Here is a 19242-nt window from a genome sequence, read left to right as displayed (position 1 = left end):
GGCGGGTCTCCCGCCCACGCGGTGATAGTTGGCAGCAAGATCATCGTGCGCGATGACGGAGCCGATAACGATCACCGCGTGGGCAGCGGAGCTGCCCACCCTACGTGTCTGTGCGAACCGCATACACCTGCTAAGATTGGATTTCTGAACCCCTAACTACAAGGAACGAGACAGGTATGATTCGTAATCCGGCATTGGATACCCAAGCACTCGGCCTCGTGCCGATGGTGGTCGAACAAAGCGGCCGCGGCGAGCGCGCCTATGACATCTACTCGCGCCTCCTCAAGGAGCGCGTGATCTTCCTGGTCGGCCCTGTCAACGACCAGATGGCCAACCTGATCGTGGCTCAGCTGCTGTTCCTGGAGAGCGAGAATCCGGACAAGGACATTTCGCTGTACATCAACTCGCCGGGCGGTTCGGTCTCGGCGGGCCTGGCGATCTTCGACACGATGAACTTCATCAAGCCGGACGTCTCCACCCTGTGCACCGGCCTGGCCGCCTCGATGGGCGCCTTCCTGCTGGCCGCCGGCGCCAAGGGCAAGCGTTTCTCGCTGCCGAACTCGCGCGTCATGATCCACCAGCCGTCCGGCGGTTCGCAGGGCATGGCCTCGGACATCGAGATCCAGGCCAAGGAAATCCTGTACCTGCGCGAGCGCCTGGCGCGCATCATGTCCGAGAACACCGGCCAGAGCATCGAGCAGATCCACCGCGACACCGACCGCGACCGCTTCATGTCGGCGGAAGAGGCCGTTGAGTACGGTATGATCGACCGCGTACTCACCAACCGCGCGTAAAGAACGACGTTGCGACACCGCCAAGGTGTTGCCAAAAAACGCCCGGGCGCAAAACGTGTTCGGGCGTTTCGTTTTTATTTCGGGTAGCATGTTCGTGTGCGCACTTGTTGCGTACCCGTATTAGCGTTATATTCAAGCAACTTATTAGATAACCTGCCCCATGTCTGACAAAAAATCCTCCAGCGGCGAAAAACTTCTGTACTGCTCGTTCTGCGGAAAGAGCCAGCACGAAGTCAAGAAGCTGATCGCGGGCCCGTCGGTGTTCATCTGCGATGAGTGCATCGACCTGTGCAACGACATCATCCGCGACGAGACTTCCAATGTCGAATCGGTGGCGGGCGCCAAGTCCGATCTGCCGACGCCTCACGAAATCACCGAACTGCTCGACCAGTACGTGATTGGCCAGCAGACGGCCAAGCGCATCCTGTCGGTGGCGGTGTACAACCACTACAAGCGCCTCAAGCACCTGGGCAAGAAAGACGACATCGAACTGGCCAAGAGCAACATCCTGCTCGTCGGCCCGACCGGTTCCGGCAAGACCCTGCTGGCCCAGACCCTGGCGCGCATGCTCAACGTTCCCTTCGTGATCGCCGACGCGACCACGCTGACGGAAGCCGGCTATGTCGGCGAAGACGTCGAGAACATCATCCAGAAGCTGCTGCAAAGCTGCAATTACGAAGTCGAGAAGGCCCAGCGCGGCATCGTCTACATCGACGAGATCGACAAGATCTCGCGCAAGTCCGACAACCCCTCGATCACGCGCGACGTGTCGGGCGAGGGCGTGCAGCAGGCCCTGCTGAAACTCATCGAGGGCACCATGGCCTCGGTGCCGCCGCAGGGCGGCCGCAAGCACCCGAACCAGGACTTCGTCCAGATCGACACGACCAACATCATGTTCATCTGCGGCGGCGCTTTCGACGGCCTGGCCAAGATCATCCAGAACCGTTCGGAAAAGAGCGGGATCGGTTTCGCGGCCACGGTCAAGAGCCAGACCGAACGCGCCAACAGCGAGATCCTGATGGAAGCCGAGCCGGAAGACCTGATCAAGTTCGGCCTGATCCCCGAGCTGGTCGGCCGCCTGCCGGTCGTGGCGACGCTGAGCGAACTGACCGAAGAAGCGCTGATCCAGATCCTGATCGAGCCGAAGAACGCCCTGATCAAGCAATACTCGAAGCTGCTTGAAATGGAAGGCGCCGAACTCGAAATACGTCCTGCGGCCCTGCACGCGATCGCGCGCAAGGCCCTGGCACGCAAGACCGGCGCGCGCGGCCTGCGCTCGATCCTGGAACACGCGCTGCTCGATGTGATGTACGAGCTGCCGAGCCAGCAGAACGTGGTGAAGGTCGTGATCGATGAAAATACGATCACGAACGCCGCGAAACCTTTGCTGATCTACAGCGAAACGCCAAAAGCTTCCGGCGAGAACTAAAAAACCGCCACACTTTTGTCACAAAAGTCTTGCCGTACGGATTCTTGAAGGTACACTAGACCATAATAAGAAACCGGGCTTCAATCGAAAAGCCACTCGCGGGTCCCCCCCCTGCGCAGTGGCTTTTTCATTTGAAATCAGGGTTTTTATTGGAACGGCTATATTTCTACCTGATTGATATTGTTTTACCAGTAGAAAATATATTCGCAGCGGTCTTGAGATTTGCGCTGCGAGTGCCCAAGTTCAGCAACACGTTTCTATAAGGTATGCCATGACAACTTCGAAATTAACCGAGCAAACGACGCTGCCTCTCCTGCCGCTGCGCGACGTGGTCGTGTTCCCGCATATGGTGATACCTCTGTTCGTCGGCCGTCCGAAATCGATCAAGGCCCTGGAAGCCGCGATGGAGCAGGGCAAGAGCATCATGCTGGCTGCCCAGAAAGCCGCCGCCAAGGACGAACCTTCCGCCGCAGACATCTACGAGATCGGCTGCGTGGCCAATATTCTGCAAATGCTCAAGCTCCCCGACGGCACCGTGAAGGTCCTGGTCGAGGGCGCCCAGCGCGCGCGCATCGACAACATCGTCGATGGCGCCACCCACTTTACCGCCGAGCTGACCCCGGTCGCCTCGGAAATCGGCGACGACTCCGAAGTCGAGGCCATGCGCCGCGCCATCGTCCAGCAGTTCGACCAGTACGTCAAACTCAACAAGAAGATCCCGCCGGAGATCCTGGCCTCGCTGGCGGGCATCGACGACGCCGGCCGCCTGGCCGACACCGTCGCCGCGCACCTGCCGCTCAAGCTCGAGCAGAAGCAGGTCATCCTCGAGATCTTCAACGTCGCCAAGCGCCTCGAGCACCTGCTCGGCCAACTGGAAGGCGAACTCGACATCCTGCAGGTCGAAAAGCGCATCCGCGGCCGCGTCAAGCGCCAGATGGAAAAGTCGCAGCGCGAGTACTACCTGAACGAACAGGTCAAGGCGATCCAGAAGGAACTGGGCGAAGGCGAAGAGGGCGCCGACATCGAAGAGCTGGAGAAGAAGGTCATCGCCGCCAAGATGCCGAAAGAGGCACTGGAAAAGGCCCAGGCCGAGATCAAGAAGCTCAAGCTGATGTCGCCGATGTCGGCCGAAGCCACCGTGGTGCGCAACTACATCGACACCCTGGTGTCGCTGCCGTGGAAGAAAAAGTCGAAGGTCACCATCGACCTGGAAAAGGCCCAGCAGGTGCTGGAAGCCGATCACTATGGCCTGGACAAGATCAAGGAACGCATCCTCGAGTACCTCGCGGTGCAGCAGCGCGTCGACAAGCTGAAGGCCCCGATCCTGTGCTTCGTCGGTCCTCCGGGCGTGGGTAAAACCTCGCTGGGCGAATCGATCGCCCGCGCCACCAACCGCAAGTACGTGCGCATGGCGCTGGGCGGCGTGCGCGACGAGGCCGAGATCCGCGGCCACCGCCGCACCTACATCGGCTCGATGCCGGGCAAGGTGCTGCAGTCGCTGTCGAAGGTCGGCGTGCGCAACCCGCTGTTCCTGCTGGACGAGATCGACAAGATGGGCGCGGACTTCCGCGGCGATCCCAGCTCGGCCCTGCTGGAAGTGCTGGACCCGGCGCAGAACCATACCTTCAGCGACCACTACGTCGAAGTGGACTTCGACCTGTCGGACGTGATGTTCGTGGCCACCTCGAACTCCTTCAACATCCCGCCGGCGCTGCTGGACCGGATGGAAGTGATCCGCCTGTCGGGCTACACCGAGGACGAGAAGACCAGCATCGCGCAGCGCTACCTGCTGCCGAAGCAGATCAAGAACAACGGCCTGAAGGAAGGCGAGATCAAGGTCGAGGAATCGGCGATCCGCGACATCATCCGCTACTACACCCGTGAAGCGGGCGTGCGTTCGCTCGAGCGCGAGATCTCGAAGATCTGCCGCAAGGTCGTCAAGATGCTCCTGCTGACCAAGGCCGAGAAGAAGGTGACTGTCAACGCCAAGAACCTGGACAAGTTCCTGGGGGTGCGCCGCTACGACTTCGGCGTGGCCGAGAAGGAAAACCAGATCGGCCAGGTGGTCGGCCTGGCCTGGACCGAGGTGGGCGGCGACCTGCTCACGATCGAAGCGGTGAACGTGCCGGGCAAGGGCGCGATCATCCGCACCGGTACCCTGGGCGACGTGATGAAGGAATCGATCGAGGCGGCGCGCACGGTGGTGCGTTCGCGCGCCCAGCGCTTCGGCATCAAGGCGGAAGCTTTTGAAAAGACCGACATCCACATCCACGTGCCGGAAGGCGCGACGCCGAAGGACGGTCCGTCCGCCGGCATCGGCATGACCACCGCCCTGGTCTCGGCCTTCACTGGCATCCCGGTGCGCGCCGACGTGGCGATGACCGGCGAGATCACGCTGCGCGGCGAAGTCCTGCCGATCGGCGGCCTGAAGGAGAAGCTGCTGGCGGCGCATCGCGGCGGCATCAAGACGGTCCTGATCCCCGAGCAGAACGTGAAGGACCTGGCCGAGATTCCGGACAACGTCAAGAACAAGCTCGAGATCGTGCCGGTGCGCTGGATCGAGAAGGTGCTCGAGGTTGCGCTGGAGCGCCAGCCGGAAGCGCTGGCGGACGTGGCGGCGCCGGTCGCCGTGACCCCGGCTCCGGCCGCGGAAGGATCGACCGACGTGGTCAAGCACTGATCGTCCGGATCGTCGATGAGACAGGCGCCTGCGGGCGCCTGTTTTTTCGTGTGCGCGCCGCGAGTGGCACATGGGCGAGGCCATCCACCACGGATGTTGCTTGACAGACCAATGTTGCCCTTGTTTAATACGCGCTTGCACTTTTGCAGCAAGGCGCCGCGGCGTCCAACGTATACGAGGGTTAGAGTGAACAAGACAGAACTGATCGAAGAAATCGCGAAGTCCGCGGACATTACCAAGGCCTCGGCGACGCGTGCTCTCGACGCCATGATCGGAGCCGTGACCGAGTCCCTGAAGAAGAACGACAGCGTCACGCTGGTCGGCTTCGGTACCTTCACCGTGGGCGAACGCGCTGCGCGCACCGGCCGCGATCCGCGCACCAAGGAACCGATCAAGATTGCAGCGGCCAAGGTTCCGAAATTTAAGGCTGGTAAAGCTCTGAAAGATGCTGTAAACTAATGCCTTCCCTGCAGTGACATGCAGGGGCACTACCTGCAAAGGTAATGCGATGTCGTGTTTTTGTTGGAGCGGTAGTTCAGTTGGTTAGAATACCGGCCTGTCACGCCGGGGGTCGCGGGTTCGAGCCCCGTCCGCTCCGCCAACATCCACCACATTAGTCTGGAGCGGTAGTTCAGTTGGTTAGAATACCGGCCTGTCACGCCGGGGGTCGCGGGTTCGAACCCCGTCCGCTCCGCCAGAACACGTAGGAAAGTAGTGCTCCCCCTGCGGGGAGCACGGCTTGGGCGAGAAGGGATTGACTTGCAAGGCAATCCGCGGCCCGCGGAACGTGGGCGAGCCCCATCCGCTCCGCCAGAATTCAGTAAGATCCGAAGCCTGCGAAGGCCTTGGAAGACGAGAAGAGGCGAACGCGAGTTCGCCTTTTTTTTTAACCTGTGCTGTTAAAGCATTCTCAACCTTGAATGGCTGACCATGTTTGAATTTATTCGGAACCACAAGCGCTGGATGTACGGAATCCTGCTGCTCCTGGTGATTCCTTCGTTCGTGCTCCTCGGCGTAGAAGGCTACCAGAACAACGAAGCCGATACCGCCGTGGCCACCGTGGCAGGGCAGAAGGTCTCCCAGCAAGAGTGGGAAGAAGCCCAGCGCCGCCAGATCGACCAGGCCCGCCAGATGATGGGCCCGCAGTTCGACCAGAAGATGTTCGAGACGCCGGAAGCCAAGCAGGCGATCCTGAACAACCTGGTGGCCGAACGCGCCATCAACGCCGAACTCGCGCGCAGCCACATGACCGTGGGCGATGCCGCCCTGGCCAAGCGGATCGGCGAATTCCAGCAGTTCCGCCAGCCCGACGGCAGCTTCGACATGGAAGGCTACAAGGCCGCACTGGCGGCCCAGGGCATGACCCCGGCGATGTTCGACCAGCGCCTGCGCCGCGACCTGACCCTGGAGCAGCTGACCGGCTCGATCCAGGGCACCGCGTTCGCCCCGCGCTCGGTGAGCCAGCGCCTGTCGAGCATCAGCGACCAGGAACGCGAAGTCCAGGAAATCCTGTTCCCGGTGGCGCAATACCTGCCGCAAGTGAAGGTCACCGACGCCATGGTGAAAGCCTACTACGACAAGAACGCCGAGCTGTTCACCATCCCCGAGCAGGTGAAGGCCGAGTTCGTCGTGTTCGATCCGGCCGCGGTCGAGAGCCAGGTGCAGGTGAGCGATGCCGAGGTCACCGACTACTACAACAAGAACGTCAAGAGCTACACCACGCCCGAGCAGCGTACCGCGGCCCACATCCTGATCAACGCGCCGCGCGACGCCAAGCCGGCCGACCAGGCCGCCGCCAAGGCCAAGGCGGAAAGCGTGCTGCTTGAAGTGCGCAAGAACCCGGCGAACTTCGCCGAGATCGCCAAGGCGCAGTCGCAGGACCAGGGTTCGGCCCAGGCCGGCGGCGACCTCGGCGTGGTCGAGAAGGGCACCTTCGTGAAGCCGGTGGAAGACGCGATCTACGCACTCAAGGAAGGCGAAGTGAGCGGCGTGGTGCAGTCCGAATTCGGCTATCACATCATCAAGCTGACCTCGCTCAAGCCGGCCGAGCAGAAGCCGCTGGCCGCCGTGAAGGACGACATCGCCGCCGACCTGAAGAAGCAGAAGATGTCGAAGCGCTATTCCGAAATGGCCGAGACCTTCACCAACATGGTCTACGAGCAGTCGGAAAGCCTGAAGCCGGTGGCGGACAAGCTGGGCCTGAAGATCGAGACCGTCGACAACCTGACCCGCAAGCCGAACCCGCAACTGGGCCAGGCGCCGTTCAACAACGAGAAGTTCCTGGCCGCGTTGTTCGGCACCGACGCCATCAAGAACAAGCGCAACACCGAAGCCGTGGAAGTGGCGCCGAGCGTCTTGATCTCGGGCCGCGTGGTCGAGTTCAAGCCGGCCACCAAGCGCCCGCTGGCCGAGGTGGATGCCATGATCCGCCAGCGCGTCACGCTGGAAGAGGCGTCGCGCCTGGCCAAGGCCGCCGGCGAGCAGAAGCTGGCCGCGGCCAAGGCCTCGGGCGACGCGAGCGGTTTCGGCGCGCCGACGATCGTGACCCGCACCAAGGAGCCGACGATCAACACCACGGCGGCGATCGCGGTGCTGAAGGCGGATGCGACCAAGCTGCCGGCCTATGTGGGCGTGGAGATTCCGGGCCAGGGCTACGGCGTCTACCGCATCAACAAGGTGTCGCAGCCGGCCAACCCGGACCTGGAGCGCCGCAAGCAGGAAGCGCAGCAGATCTCGAGCCTGGTGGGCCAGGCGGAGCTGTTCAACTATGTCGAGGCACTCAAGGCCAAGGCCAAGGCCAAGATCACCGTGAACGCCTCGCAACTGGGCGCCAAGCAGGACGGCGAGTGATCGCGATCAAAGTAGCAGGATAAGAAAAAGCCCGGCTGTGTGAGCAGCCGGGCTTTTTGTTTTTTGGGCTTTGTCGAGAGCGTTGAAAAGCGACGCAGACTGCCTTAGCCGTACCCTCAGAACGTCATCCCGGCGAAGGCCGGGATCCAAGTTTGCGTGTGTCGCCGCTAGCGCATGCGTTCTCACTGCTCAGGGGAACTGGATCCCGGCCTGCGCCGGGATGACGGATCAACTACTAATGGGACAAAGAGTAGTGTGGCAATTCAAGCCGCGTGCAAGCGCCGCGCTGCCGCCACGAAATCCTCTTCGGCGATATCCCCCAGCTCCAGCACCTGCGCCTTTGGAAACTGCACGAAATTACGGTCGATCGAGCGCAGGTAGGCCGGGTCGTAATGCTCCACCAGCAGCTGGTCCACCAGTTGCGGCATCGAGCCGCTGTTGGCCATGTCGCGCCAGGCGGTGATCTTCTCGTTCCCGTGCAGCTGCGCCAGGTGCGCCAGCTGGCCGGTGAGCGCGTCCGGGTTCTTGCAGAAGTGTGCGTAGTCCTCCATCAGGAGGCGCACCCGGTTCTCGCGCGACAGCCACAAGGAGATGCAGGGCGAGGCGCGCATGCGTGCCATCACCGCCTCCGGCACGCGCAGGTTGCCGACCTTCTTGCTTTCCGATTCCACGAACACGGGGCGGGACGGATCGAAGTGGCGCAGCTTGTCCCAGACCCGGCTTTCGAACATCTTCTGGGAGGGCTGGGCTTCGTCCGGCAGGTGGCCCAGCACCGAGCCGCGGTGCGCCGCCAGCTTTTCGAGGTCGAGCACCTGCGCGCCGATGCGCTCGAGCGTCTCCAGCAGGCGGCTCTTGCCGCTGCCCGTGGTGCCGCACACGACCCGGAAATCCAGTTCGGGCGGGTTTTCCACTGCCGCCGCCACATGGGCGCGGTAGGCCTTGTAGCCGCCGTCCAGTTGCACCACCGGCCAGCCGATCTTCGCCAGGATGTGCGCCATCGAGCCGCTGCGGTTGCCGCCGCGCCAGCAGTACACCAGCGGCTTCCAGTCGCGTGGCTTGTCCGCCCACAGGGCCTCGATATGGCGCGCGATGTTCGCGGCCACCAGCGGCGCGCCCACCTTCTTGGCCTCGAAGGGGCCGACCTGCTTGTACAGGGTGCCGACGCGGATGCGCTGCGCGTCGTCGAGCACCGGCGCGTTGATCGCGCCGGGCAGGTGGTCGAGCGCATATTCGGACTCGCTGCGCGCGTCGATGATGGTGTCGAAGGTATCGAGTTCGGGGAGGATGTCGGCGAAACTCAGGACGGCTGGGTATTTCATTGTTTTTTCACGAGTGCCGACAGCTGCGGCCAGATGTTGTTCAGGATGATGGGGTGGGCGGCGGCGGTGGGATGCATGCGGTCCTGCTGGAACAGGGCCGGCTTGTCGGCCACGCCTTCCAGCATGAAGGGTACCAGCGGCGACCCGGTGTCGCTCGCAATCTTCTTGAACATGTTGAAGAAGCTTTCGGTATAGGCGCGCCCGTAGTTCGGCGGCATGCGCATTCCCACCAGCATCACCTTCGCGTTTTTCTTGTTGGCCATGTCGACCATGGCGCGCAAGTTGCTCTCGGCCGAGGCCACGGGCAGGCCGCGCAGGCCGTCGTTGGCGCCCAGTTCGAGCACCACGATGTTCGGCTTGTGCTGGTCGAGCAGGGCCGGCAGGCGGGTGCGGCCGCCGATCGTGGTCTCGCCGCTGATGCTGGCATTGACGACCCTGGCGGGGATCCTTTCGGCCTTGAGCTTCTGTTCCAGCAGGGCCACCCAGCCGGCGCCGCGCGCGATGCCGTATTCGGCCGACAGGCTGTCGCCCACCACGAGTACGGTTTTTGGTGCAGAATAAGCGCTGCCCGACGCGGCCAGCGTCATGATTGCAACAAGAGACAACTTTTTTAGAATGGCTAGCATGCGTGATAACCCCGAGGTGTTCAAGAATGGTATGACGGCCGGCGCGGCAGCGCCAGGCCGGCCGGCGGCGATCGCGGTCAGCGGCCTGTCGAAGCGGGTGGCGGATGCCAGCGGCGAACTCACCATCCTGCAAAACATCGATTTTACCGTGCAACCGGCCGAGACGCTCGCGCTCGTCGGAGCTTCCGGCTCGGGCAAGTCCACCCTGCTGGGCCTGCTTGCCGGCCTGGACACGCCATCGAGCGGCAAGGTGCTGCTCGACGGCACCGACATCTTCGCCCTCGACGAGGACGGCCGCGCCGCTTTTCGCAAGGCCAAGCTGGGCTTCGTGTTCCAGTCCTTCCAGTTGCTGGCCCACCTGAATGCGGTCGAAAACGTGATGTTGCCGCTGGAATTGCGCGGCGAGGACGATGCCCGCGCCAAGGCCGAGGCCATGCTCGGACGCGTGGGCCTGTCCAGCCGCCTGCGCCATTATCCCAAGTACCTGTCGGGCGGCGAGCAGCAGCGCGTGGCCCTGGCGCGCGCTTTTGTTACCGAACCGCCGCTGCTGTTCGCGGACGAGCCCACCGGCAGCCTGGATGCGGCCACCGGCGAACAGATCATCCAGCTGATGTTCGAACTGAACCGCGAGCGCGGTTCGACCCTCGTCCTGGTGACGCACGATCCGGCGATGGCCGCGCGCTGCGGGCGCACGCTGACAATCGCCGCAGGCCAGCTAGCTTGAACCGGTAGGGTGGTCGGCTTGCCGGCCGCGTGTCCAATCAGTTCGTAGGGTGGGCGGGTCTCCCGCCCACGCGGCGATACGAAGTGGCTCCGATCTCGCGCTCGAAGATCTTGCTGCTAACTATCGCCGCGTGGGCAGGGAACCTGCCCACCCTACGTCAGCCCAGCTTTCTCGGCCACCAGCAGGTTGATCACCGCCCGTGCCGCGGCCGGCAGTTCGCCGGCGGTCATGCCGATCGGGCCGACCCCGTGCGCGGCCAGCAGGTCGGCCGCGGCGCCGTGGATCCAGGCGCTGCCGGCCGCCGCTTCCCATGCCGGCCAGCCCTGGGCCAGCAGGGCGCCGCAGATTCCCGCCAACACGTCGCCGCTGCCGGCGGTGGCCAGGCCGGCGTTGCCGGTCGGGTTGATCAATAGCCTTCCGTCCGGGTGCGCGATCACCGAGCCCGAGCCCTTCAGGATGACCGTCGCATTGCTGCGCCGGGCGAGTTCGCGCGCGGCCGCCAGGCGGTCGGCCTGGACCGCCGCCGCCGTCGTCCCTAACAGGCGTCCGCCTTCCAGCGGATGGGGCGTGAGCACCGTGGGCGCGGCGCGCTCGGCCAGCCGGCCCGCCAGGTCCGGGCTGGCGCCGATCAGGGTGATGGCGTCGGCGTCGATCACCAAAGGGCTGTCGCTGTCCAGGGCCTTGGCCAGCAGGCGCATGGCGCTGGCCGAGCCGCCCATGCCGGGCCCGATCACCAGCGTGCGCTGGGCGAACTCGAATTCGTCGGCGACGCGGAACATGATCTCGGGCTGCAGGCTGTCGTAGCCCGGGCCGGGATCGATGGTGGCGACAAAGCTGCGACCGGCGCCGGCGAACAGGGCGCCGCGCGCGGCCAGCACCGGCGCGCCGGCCATGCCGTGGGCGCCGCCGACCACGGCCACGTCGCCGAAGCTGCCCTTGTGCGTGTTGTGCCGGCGCGGCGCCAGCTGCCCCGCGAAGCTCTCCGCCGATCCCAGCCGCGCGGCAGGCGCCGGGAACAGTTCCGGGGCGACGCCGAGCGGCTCCACCTCTACCCGCCCGGCATGGTCGCGCCCGTCGGCCGTGTGCAGGCCCGGCTTGTCGCCCAGGAAGGTGATCGTGTGGGTGGCCCGTACCGCGATGCCGTCCGGGCCGACGACGGCGCCGGTGTCGGCATCGAGTCCGCTGGGCACGTCCAGCGCCAGGATCGGGCAGCGCAGTTCGTCGAGGGCGGCCACCAGCGCGCGGTATTCGCCTTCGATGGGACGCGTCAGGCCGATGCCGAACAGGCCGTCCACCACCAGCCCCCATTGCGCACCAGGTGGTAGCATGTCGATGAAGCCGACCGTGCCGGCGCGTGCGCGTTCGTGCGCGCTCGCCGCTTCGTTCGAGGTTTCGCGCTGGCCGGGCGGGTTGAGCACGGTCGCATCGATGCCGGCGTCGGCAAGGGCGGCCGCCATTTCCAGCGCATCGCCGCCGTTGTTGCCGGGGCCGGCCAGCAGCAAGACGGGCAGGTCACGCTTGTCGCCCAGCAGTTCGAGCGCATACTTCGCCGCCGCCGCGCCGGCGCGGCGCATCAATGCTCCGGGTTCGAGCGCCGCGTAGGCGGCGCGTTCGATCTCGCGCAGCTGCGCGACGGTATACAGGGGATTGTCCATGGTCCCATTGTCATGCATTTTCGCCATACCGGTCGCGCGGCCGGACTACAATAGCTGTTTTGGATGCGGCAGCGGGGGGATGTACATGGACTGGCAATTCTGGATCGATCGCGGCGGCACCTTCACCGACATCGTCGCGCGCACGCCCGACGGGCAGCTGCTCACCCACAAGCTGCTCTCCGAAAACCCCGAGCAGTACCGCGACGCGGCGGTGGCCGGCATCCGCCACTTGCTGGGCGTCGCGGCGGGCCAGCCGGTGCCGGTCGCACAGGTCGAGGCCGTCAAGATGGGCACGACGGTCGCCACCAACGCGCTGCTCGAGCGCAAGGGCGAGCCGACCGTGCTGGCCATTACCCGGGGCTTTCGCGACGCCTTGCGCATCGCCTACCAGAACCGTCCGCGCTTGTTCGACCGCCACATCGTGCTGCCCGAACTGCTGTATGCCGAGGTCGTCGAGATCGACGAGCGCATGGGTGCCCATGGCGATGTGGTGCTGCCGCTGGACGAAGCCGCCACCCGCGCCGCCCTGCAGCAGGCCTACGACCGCGGCCTGCGCGCGATTGCGATCGTCTTCATGCACGGCTACCGCTACACCGAGCACGAGGCGGCAACCAGCCGCATCGCCCGCGAGATCGGCTACACCCAGGTGTCGAGCTCGCACCAGGTCAGCCCGCTCATGAAGCTGGTGGCGCGCGGCGACACCACTGTGGTCGACGCCTACCTGTCGCCGATCCTGCGGCGCTACGTCGACCAGGTCGCGGGCGAGTTGCCAGGCGTGAGCCTGCAGTTCATGCAGTCCAGCGGCGGCCTGAGCGACGCGCGCGCCTTCCAGGGCAAGGACAGCATCCTGTCCGGGCCGGCCGGCGGCATCGTCGGCATGGTACGCGCCAGCCAGGCGGCCGGCTTCGAGCGCGTGATCGGCTTCGACATGGGCGGCACCTCGACCGACGTCTCGCACTTCTCCGGCGAATTCGAGCGGGTGTTCGAGACCCAGGTCGCCGGCGTGCGCATGCGCGCGCCGATGATGAGCATCCACACGGTGGCCGCGGGCGGCGGCTCGATCCTGCACTTCGACGGCACCCGCTACCGGGTCGGTCCCGACAGCGCCGGCGCCAATCCGGGCCCGGCCAGCTATCGGCGCGGCGGTCCGCTGGCGGTCACCGACTGCAACCTCATGCTCGGCAAGATCCAGCCGCAGCACTTCCCACGCCTGTTCGGCAAAGGCGGCAACGAAGCGCTCGACCTCGAGGCGGTGCGCACGGGCTTCGCCGCGCTCGCCGATCGCATTGGCGCGGCAACCGGCGCCAGGCCCGCGCCGGAAGCGGTGGCCGAGGGCTTCATCCAGATCGCAGTCGGCAACATGGCCAACGCCATCAAGCAGATCTCGGTGCAGCGCGGCCATGACGTGACCGAATACGCGCTCACCAGCTTTGGCGGCGCGGGCGGCCAGCACGCCTGCCTGGTCGCCGATGCGCTCGGCATGAAGACGGTGTTCATCCATTCGCTGGCCGGCGTGCTGTCGGCCTACGGCATGGGCCTGGCCGACCAGAGCGCGATGCGCGAGCAGGCCGTCGAGCAGCGCCTGCGGGATGCCGGCAGCGACGCCCTCGGCGCGCGCCTGGCGGCGCTCGGCGCCAGTGCCCGCGACGGGTTGCTGGGGCAGGGGGTGGCGCCCGGCCGCATCGAACTGGTGCAGCGGGTGCACCTGCGCTACGAAGGCACGGATTCGGCCATCGTCGTGCCCTTCGGCGAGAACGATGCCATGCAGGCCGCGTTCGAGCAGGCCTACAAGCGCCGCTATTCCTTCCTCATGCCCTCGCGCGCACTCGTGGTCGAAGCGGTGTCGGTGGAGGCCATCGGGCGCTCCGATGCGCCCGTGGAAGCGGCCGCGCAATCGAGTTCGAACGGCGCGCAGCCGGCGCCGGGCGAGCAGGTTCGCATGTTCAGCGGCGGCGCATGGCGCGACACGGGCATCTATCAGCGCGATGCAATTCAGGCGGGCGACATCGTGCGCGGTCCGGCGATCATCGCCGAAGCGAATGCCACGACCGTGGTCGAACCGGGCTGGCAGGCCCAGGTCACGCCGCACAATCACTTGGTGCTGCGCCGGGTGGAAGCGCTGCCCGAGCGGCGCGCCATCGGCACCAGCGCCGATCCGGTCATGCTCGAGATCTTCAACAACCTGTTCATGTCGATCGCCGAGCAGATGGGCCTGCGCCTGCAGAACACGGCCCATTCGGTGAACATCAAGGAGCGCCTCGACTTCAGCTGCGCGATCTTCGACGCCGACGGCAAGCTGGTGGCCAACGCCCCGCACATGCCGGTGCACCTGGGCTCGATGGGCGAGAGCATCAAGGCCGTGATGCGCAAGAACGCCGGCCGGATGAAGGCCGGCGACGTCTACGTGCTGAACGACCCGTACAACGGCGGCACCCATTTGCCGGACGTGACCGTGATCTCGCCCGTGTTCGACGAGGCCGGCCGGGAAATCCTCTTTTACGTCGGCTCGCGCGGCCACCACGCCGACATCGGCGGCACCACGCCCGGCTCGATGCCGCCGGATTCGAGCCACATCGAGCAGGAGGGTGTCCTGATCGACAACTTCAAGCTGGTCGACGGGCTTGACGGCGTGCTGCGCGAGCAGGAGGCGCGCGCGCTGTTGACGGGCGCACGCTACCCGGCGCGCAATCCGGACCAGAACATGGCCGACCTGCGCGCCCAGGTGGCGGCCAACCAGAAGGGCGTCGAGGAACTGCGCAGGATGGTCGGCTACTATGGGCTGGACGTCGTGCGCGCCTACATGGGCCACGTGCAGGACAACGCCGAAGAAGCGGTGCGGCGCGTGATCGCGGTGCTGCAGGACGGCCGGTACAGCTACGAGCTCGACAACGGGGCACGGATCGAGGTGGCCATCCGCGTCGACCGCGCCAGCCGCAGCGCCGAGATCGATTTTACCGGCACGTCCGGCCAACTGCCCAACAACTTCAATGCGCCGTCCAGCGTCTGCATGGCCGCGGTGCTGTACGTGTTCCGCACCCTCGTCATGGATGAGATCCCGCTCAACGCCGGCTGCCTCAAGCCGCTGAAGGTGATCATTCCGCCCGGATCGATGCTCAATCCGCACTATCCGGCGTCGGTGGTGTCGGGAAACGTCGAGACCTCGACCTGCATCACCAATGCGCTCTACGGCGCGCTGGGCGTGATGGCGGCCAGCCAGGGCACGATGAACAACTTCACCTTCGGCAATGCGCGCTACCAGTACTACGAGACCATTTCGGGCGGCGCGGGCGCGGGCGAAGGCTTCGACGGGACCGACGTGGTGCAGACCAACATGACCAATTCGCGCCTGACCGACCCGGAGATACTGGAGTTCCGCTTCCCGGTGCGCCTGGAGAGCTACGAGATCCGGCAGGGCTCGGGTGGCGCCGGGCGCTGGCGCGGCGGCAATGGCGGCACCCGCAAAGTGCGTTTCCTGGAGGCGATGACGGCGGCCATCCTGTCGAACAACCGCATCCACGCGCCTTTCGGCATGGCCGGCGGCGAGCCGGGCGAGCGCGGGCGCAATACCGTGCTGCGGGCCGACGGGACGGCCCTGACCCTGGGTCATATCGGCAAGGTCGGCATGGAGCCCGGCGACGTATTCGTGATCGAGACGCCGGGAGGGGGCGGCTACGGCCTGCCTTGACCGGGCCGCGCCGTGCCCCGGGCGTGCCGGGGGCGGGGAAGGCCGTGCCGGCTGAATTCCGCCAGCCATTGCGGAAATTGTTCCGGAGCCATGGGGCGGGCAATGAAATAGCCCTGCGCGACCTCGCAGCCCAGATCCTGCAGGCGCGCATAGACCCCGCTGTCTTCGACGCCTTCGGCGATGGTGCCGATGCCCTTCTTGCGCGCCAGCGTGAGGACGGCTTCGACGATGTGCAGGCTGTCCGGATTGGTGAGCAGGTCCGAGACGAAGCTCTTGTCGATCTTCAGGTGCGACACCGGCAGGCGCTGGACGTAGGCGAGCGAGGAATGGCCGGTGCCGAAATCGTCGATCGAAATCCGGATGCCGTGGCGCGCCAGCCGCTCGAGCACGGCGGTGGTATGGACCACGTCGGCCATCAGTGCGCTTTCCGTCACCTCCAGTTCGAGCATGTGCGGCGCCACGCCACAGCGCTCGAGCGTGGCAAGCAGCGACTTGCTGAAATTGGGGTGGGCCAGGTTGCGTGATGAAATGTTGACTGCGACCGGCATGTCGATCCCGATCGTTTGCCATGCGAGCACCTGGCGCAGCGCCTGTTCCAGCGCGAATCCGCTCAAGGCGTGGATCAGGGTGCTCTGTTCGGCGCGCGCGATGAACAGGCCAGGCCCGATCAGCCCGCGTTCGGCGTGCTTCCAGCGCATCAGGGCCTCGACGCCGCACACCAGGCCGGTGCGCAGGCAAATCTTCGGCTGGTAGTGGAGCAGCAATTCCTGGCGCTCGAGCGCTCCCCGCAGTTCGCCGAGGATCGCCAGGCTGTCGCTGGTCCGGTCGTGCAGTTGCGCGCGGTACTGCGCGACTTCGTCGCCGGTTTCGGACGCGTGGAAGGAGGCCGACTGCGCCTGACGCAGGTAGTCCTGCGGCGACGCGGCGTCACGGTCGAGCGCGACGTAACCGATCTGGACGTCGAGATGGAGCGCCACGTCGCGGTAGGGGAAGGGCAGTTCGAAGGCGGCGCCCAACTCGGCGATACGGTCGGCCAGCGCGCCATCCGGGTCCTCGATCAGCACGGCCAGTTGCTCGCTGCCGACCCGGAACACACGCGATGCCGATCCCGGCCCTTCCGCCGCACGTGCGGCGAGTTGCTGCATGTTTTCCTCCAGCACCCCGACCCCGAAGACCGCCCTCAGCTCGGACGCATTGCGGATCGACAGCACTGCCAGGGCACGCCGCGCGAAGGGGTCCGGGTCGGCGGCGCCGGGGGCGAGCGCGTCGAGCAGGGCGGTCAGGTTGGGCAGGCCGGTGACCGGATCGTGGCGGGTCATCCAGCGCAGCTTCCAGATGTGCGCATGCGCCGCGTTGCTGGCAAGGCCGCTCAAGGCGCCCACGAACAGGAAGAAACCGGTCCGGAACATCCAGTTGCCGAGTTTTTGCGGTTCGCCGCTCAAGACTTCGATCGGCATGAGCGGGCCGAGCGCGATGCCGCCGATAAAGGCGACCAGCACGCCGCCCAACCAGCCGTAGCACAAGCCGGCCAGCATGATCGGAATGTACATCGAGTGCGAGTGCACGTACTTGATGCCGCCCGTCGCATACACCAGCAGATAAACGGCCGCGACCATCAGCAACAGGCAGGGAAACAGCAGCCAGACCGTCCTGTCCCTGGACGAGCGCAAACGGAAATAGGACTCGACCAGGCGCATGGCGCGTCCGCTTTCGAACAGGCCGGTTTCCGGTGCTGCCGGCATCAAGTCGAGATGCCGTACTTGCGTTTGGCCTGCTGGAATTCCTCGCCCAGCGCCGCCAGCCGCGGATGCCCCGGGTCGATCGCCCGCAGCCGCTCGATCTGCTCGCCGGCCACTTCGCCCAGCGCATGATCCCAGCCCAGTTCGTTTACCTGGCGCAGGATGCCGCCCGCCACCGCCACCATCACCTGCAGGTTGCCTGGCGCCATGTGCAGCGCCTCCAGCAGGGTCTGGACCGCGCCGCGCACGTCGCCCATGTTGCGCTTCTCGTCGGCCACCCCCAGCAGGATCTGCGCCTGGGCGCGCAGTTGCTGGCCCATGCCGTCGGCCAGGTCGGGCCGGCCGGCGCGCACGAACACCCCGATCGCCTGGTCCACCGTCACCTGGCTTGCCGTGTCGCCCATCACGCTCATCATGACGTTGGAGGCCTGCTCGTCCATCCGGTGCTCGAGGCAGGCCTGGGCCAGGCCGATCTTCAGGTTTGGGGACAGGCCGCTGCTGGTGCGAGCCGCGCTCACGGCGTTCGAGAGCTCGGCCACGGCGGCGCTGAGATTGCCCATCTTTTCCAGCAGCAGGGCGTTCGAATAGGCGCGGCAGGCATCGACGTTGGCGCTGCCGCGCATCGAGCGTTCCAGGTCGCGGATCACGCCGCCGGCGCCCGCCACGTCGCCGCGCGTGACCATCGCCTTGACCAGGTTGACGTGGTCTTCGGGATTACGAAATTCCGAGTAGCGCGCCTTGCTCACCACCTGCTTGAAGGATTTTTCGGCCGCTTCGGCATCGCCGTTCTCCAGCGCGACCTCGCCGAGTTTGCGCAGGCGCCGCACCATGTGCGGCGAGATCGCCACGGCTTCCTCCAGCACCTTCTGCGCGTCGAGCCTGCTGCCCAGCTGCTCGTGGCAGCGCGCCAGCAGGTCGTAGGCGGCCATCAGGCGCGGGTTGGCCTGCACCAGCGCCGCCAAGGTGTCGCGCGCGTCCTCGACCGCTCCCAGCGCGAGCATGGTGCGCGCCAGGCCGAGGCCGGCCCAGCCCAGCGGACGCTCGGCCAGCACGTCGCGGTAGACCGCGCCGGCCTGCGCATGCTCGCCGACGGACACGTGCAGTTCGGCCTTCAGGCGCAGGAAGTCGAGCGCATAGCGCGGGTTGGCGAGCGCCGCGCTGGCGCAGGCGCGGATGGCCTGCGCCGGTTTACCCTGCGCGGCCAGTTGCCAGACCGGGAGCAGGGCGCCGCGGCGCTCCAGCGCGCGCTTGATGCGGGTGCTCAGCATCTCCACCGTGAACGGCTTGAGCACGTAGTCGGTCGGGGTCAGCTCGGCGGCGCTGACGACCTTGTCGTACACGCCTTCCGAGGTGAGCATGATGAAGATGGTCGACGCCGTGATCAGGCGGTGGTGGCGCAGGTCTTCCAGCAACTGCTGGCCGTCCTGGCCATCCCCGTGGGGGCCGCCCAGGTCGTATTCGCACAGGATGATGTCATAGCCGCGCCTGGCGAGCTGCTTGATCGCGGTGCCGGCATTGACCGCCGACTCGACCTTGCCGATGCCGGCCTGGTTCAGCATGTTCTGCAGGCTGGCGCGCATGCCCGGGTTGGGATCGACGATCAGTACCGTGAGGTTGGCGTTGTCTTGCATCTCGCTTCCGTTCCTGTGCGGTGCCCATGCACCTTGTTTTAATGTTGTGTGCTTACAATACCGATAAGTTCCTGCAGGATCAAGAAATGTCCGTTCTACAAGGCTTGGAC

The 19242-nt window shown here is 65.6% G+C and carries 12 protein-coding genes and 2 tRNA genes; 9 read left to right on the top strand and 5 right to left on the bottom strand.

Annotated features, from left to right (window positions below; genetic code table 11):
- Nucleotides 1–176 precede the first annotated feature (176 nt).
- The 7 genes from clpP to ACK4S9_RS09600 all read left to right on the top strand — a co-directional run bounded on the left by clpP (nucleotide 177) and on the right by ACK4S9_RS09600 (nucleotide 7753).
- A complete protein-coding gene (clpP, locus tag ACK4S9_RS09630) occupies nucleotides 177–794 on the top strand; it encodes an ATP-dependent Clp endopeptidase proteolytic subunit ClpP (RefSeq protein ID WP_027864172.1) in 618 nt (205 codons plus the stop codon).
- A 160-nt stretch (nucleotides 795–954) separates the two neighbouring features.
- Nucleotides 955–2223, top strand: a complete 1269-nt coding sequence (clpX, locus tag ACK4S9_RS09625) for an ATP-dependent Clp protease ATP-binding subunit ClpX (protein ID WP_027864171.1) — start codon at nucleotides 955–957, stop codon at nucleotides 2221–2223.
- A 271-nt stretch (nucleotides 2224–2494) separates the two neighbouring features.
- Nucleotides 2495–4903 carry an endopeptidase La gene (gene lon, locus ACK4S9_RS09620; RefSeq protein ID WP_409724723.1) on the top strand — a complete coding sequence of 803 codons (2409 nt, stop codon included), beginning with the start codon at nucleotides 2495–2497 and terminating at the stop codon, nucleotides 4901–4903.
- Between the two features lie 186 nt (nucleotides 4904–5089).
- Nucleotides 5090–5362 (top strand): HU family DNA-binding protein, encoded by a 273-nt coding sequence (locus ACK4S9_RS09615; RefSeq protein ID WP_027864169.1) that lies wholly within the window; start codon nucleotides 5090–5092, stop codon nucleotides 5360–5362.
- A 65-nt stretch (nucleotides 5363–5427) separates the two neighbouring features.
- Nucleotides 5428–5504: transfer RNA gene (locus tag ACK4S9_RS09610), tRNA-Asp, on the top strand.
- A gap of 19 nt (nucleotides 5505–5523) precedes the next feature.
- Nucleotides 5524–5600: transfer RNA gene (locus tag ACK4S9_RS09605), tRNA-Asp, on the top strand.
- Between the two features lie 233 nt (nucleotides 5601–5833).
- Entirely contained in the window at nucleotides 5834–7753 is a 1920-nt protein-coding gene (locus ACK4S9_RS09600; RefSeq protein WP_409724720.1) for a SurA N-terminal domain-containing protein, read from the top strand.
- Between the two features lie 263 nt (nucleotides 7754–8016).
- On the opposite strand, the gene mnmH is transcribed toward ACK4S9_RS09600, so the two are convergent.
- Together mnmH and ACK4S9_RS09590 are read right to left on the bottom strand one after the other, a co-directional pair.
- Nucleotides 8017–9072 (bottom strand): tRNA 2-selenouridine(34) synthase MnmH, encoded by a 1056-nt coding sequence (mnmH, locus tag ACK4S9_RS09595; protein ID WP_409724717.1) that lies wholly within the window; start codon nucleotides 9070–9072, stop codon nucleotides 8017–8019.
- Complete coding sequence (locus tag ACK4S9_RS09590) at nucleotides 9069–9659, bottom strand: arylesterase (RefSeq protein WP_409724714.1); 591 nt, start codon at nucleotides 9657–9659, stop codon at nucleotides 9069–9071. Before ACK4S9_RS09590 ends, mnmH begins: the two co-directional genes overlap by 4 nt.
- A 37-nt stretch (nucleotides 9660–9696) precedes the next feature.
- Here ACK4S9_RS09590 and ACK4S9_RS09585 point away from each other — a divergent pair, with 37 nt between their 5' ends.
- On the top strand, nucleotides 9697–10422 hold the full coding sequence (locus ACK4S9_RS09585; RefSeq protein WP_409724711.1) for an ABC transporter ATP-binding protein: 726 nt from the start codon (nucleotides 9697–9699) through the stop codon (nucleotides 10420–10422).
- Between the two features lie 152 nt (nucleotides 10423–10574).
- Here ACK4S9_RS09585 and ACK4S9_RS09580 read toward each other — a convergent pair whose 3' ends face one another.
- Entirely contained in the window at nucleotides 10575–12077 is a 1503-nt protein-coding gene (locus ACK4S9_RS09580; RefSeq protein ID WP_409724708.1) for an NAD(P)H-hydrate dehydratase, read from the bottom strand.
- Nucleotides 12078–12162: 85 nt separating this feature from the next.
- On the opposite strand from ACK4S9_RS09580, the gene ACK4S9_RS09575 reads away from it, so the two are divergent.
- Entirely contained in the window at nucleotides 12163–15762 is a 3600-nt protein-coding gene (locus tag ACK4S9_RS09575) for a hydantoinase B/oxoprolinase family protein (protein ID WP_409724706.1), read from the top strand.
- On the opposite strand, the gene ACK4S9_RS09570 is transcribed toward ACK4S9_RS09575, so the two are convergent.
- On the bottom strand, nucleotides 15747–17504 hold the full coding sequence (locus tag ACK4S9_RS09570; protein ID WP_409724904.1) for a putative bifunctional diguanylate cyclase/phosphodiesterase: 1758 nt from the start codon (nucleotides 17502–17504) through the stop codon (nucleotides 15747–15749). The two genes, ACK4S9_RS09575 and ACK4S9_RS09570, sit on opposite strands and share 16 nt — an antisense overlap.
- Nucleotides 17504–19132, bottom strand: coding sequence for a tetratricopeptide repeat protein (locus tag ACK4S9_RS09565; protein ID WP_409724704.1), 1629 nt, complete (start codon nucleotides 19130–19132; stop codon nucleotides 17504–17506). The genes ACK4S9_RS09570 and ACK4S9_RS09565 overlap by 1 nt, the downstream gene beginning before the upstream one ends.
- Between the last annotated feature and the right edge of the window lie 110 nt (nucleotides 19133–19242).

It is taken from the genome of Massilia sp. (assembly GCF_046293535.1).
Classification (GTDB): domain Bacteria; phylum Pseudomonadota; class Gammaproteobacteria; order Burkholderiales; family Burkholderiaceae_D; genus Telluria.
This window is presented reverse-complemented; position numbering and strand designations above follow the sequence as displayed.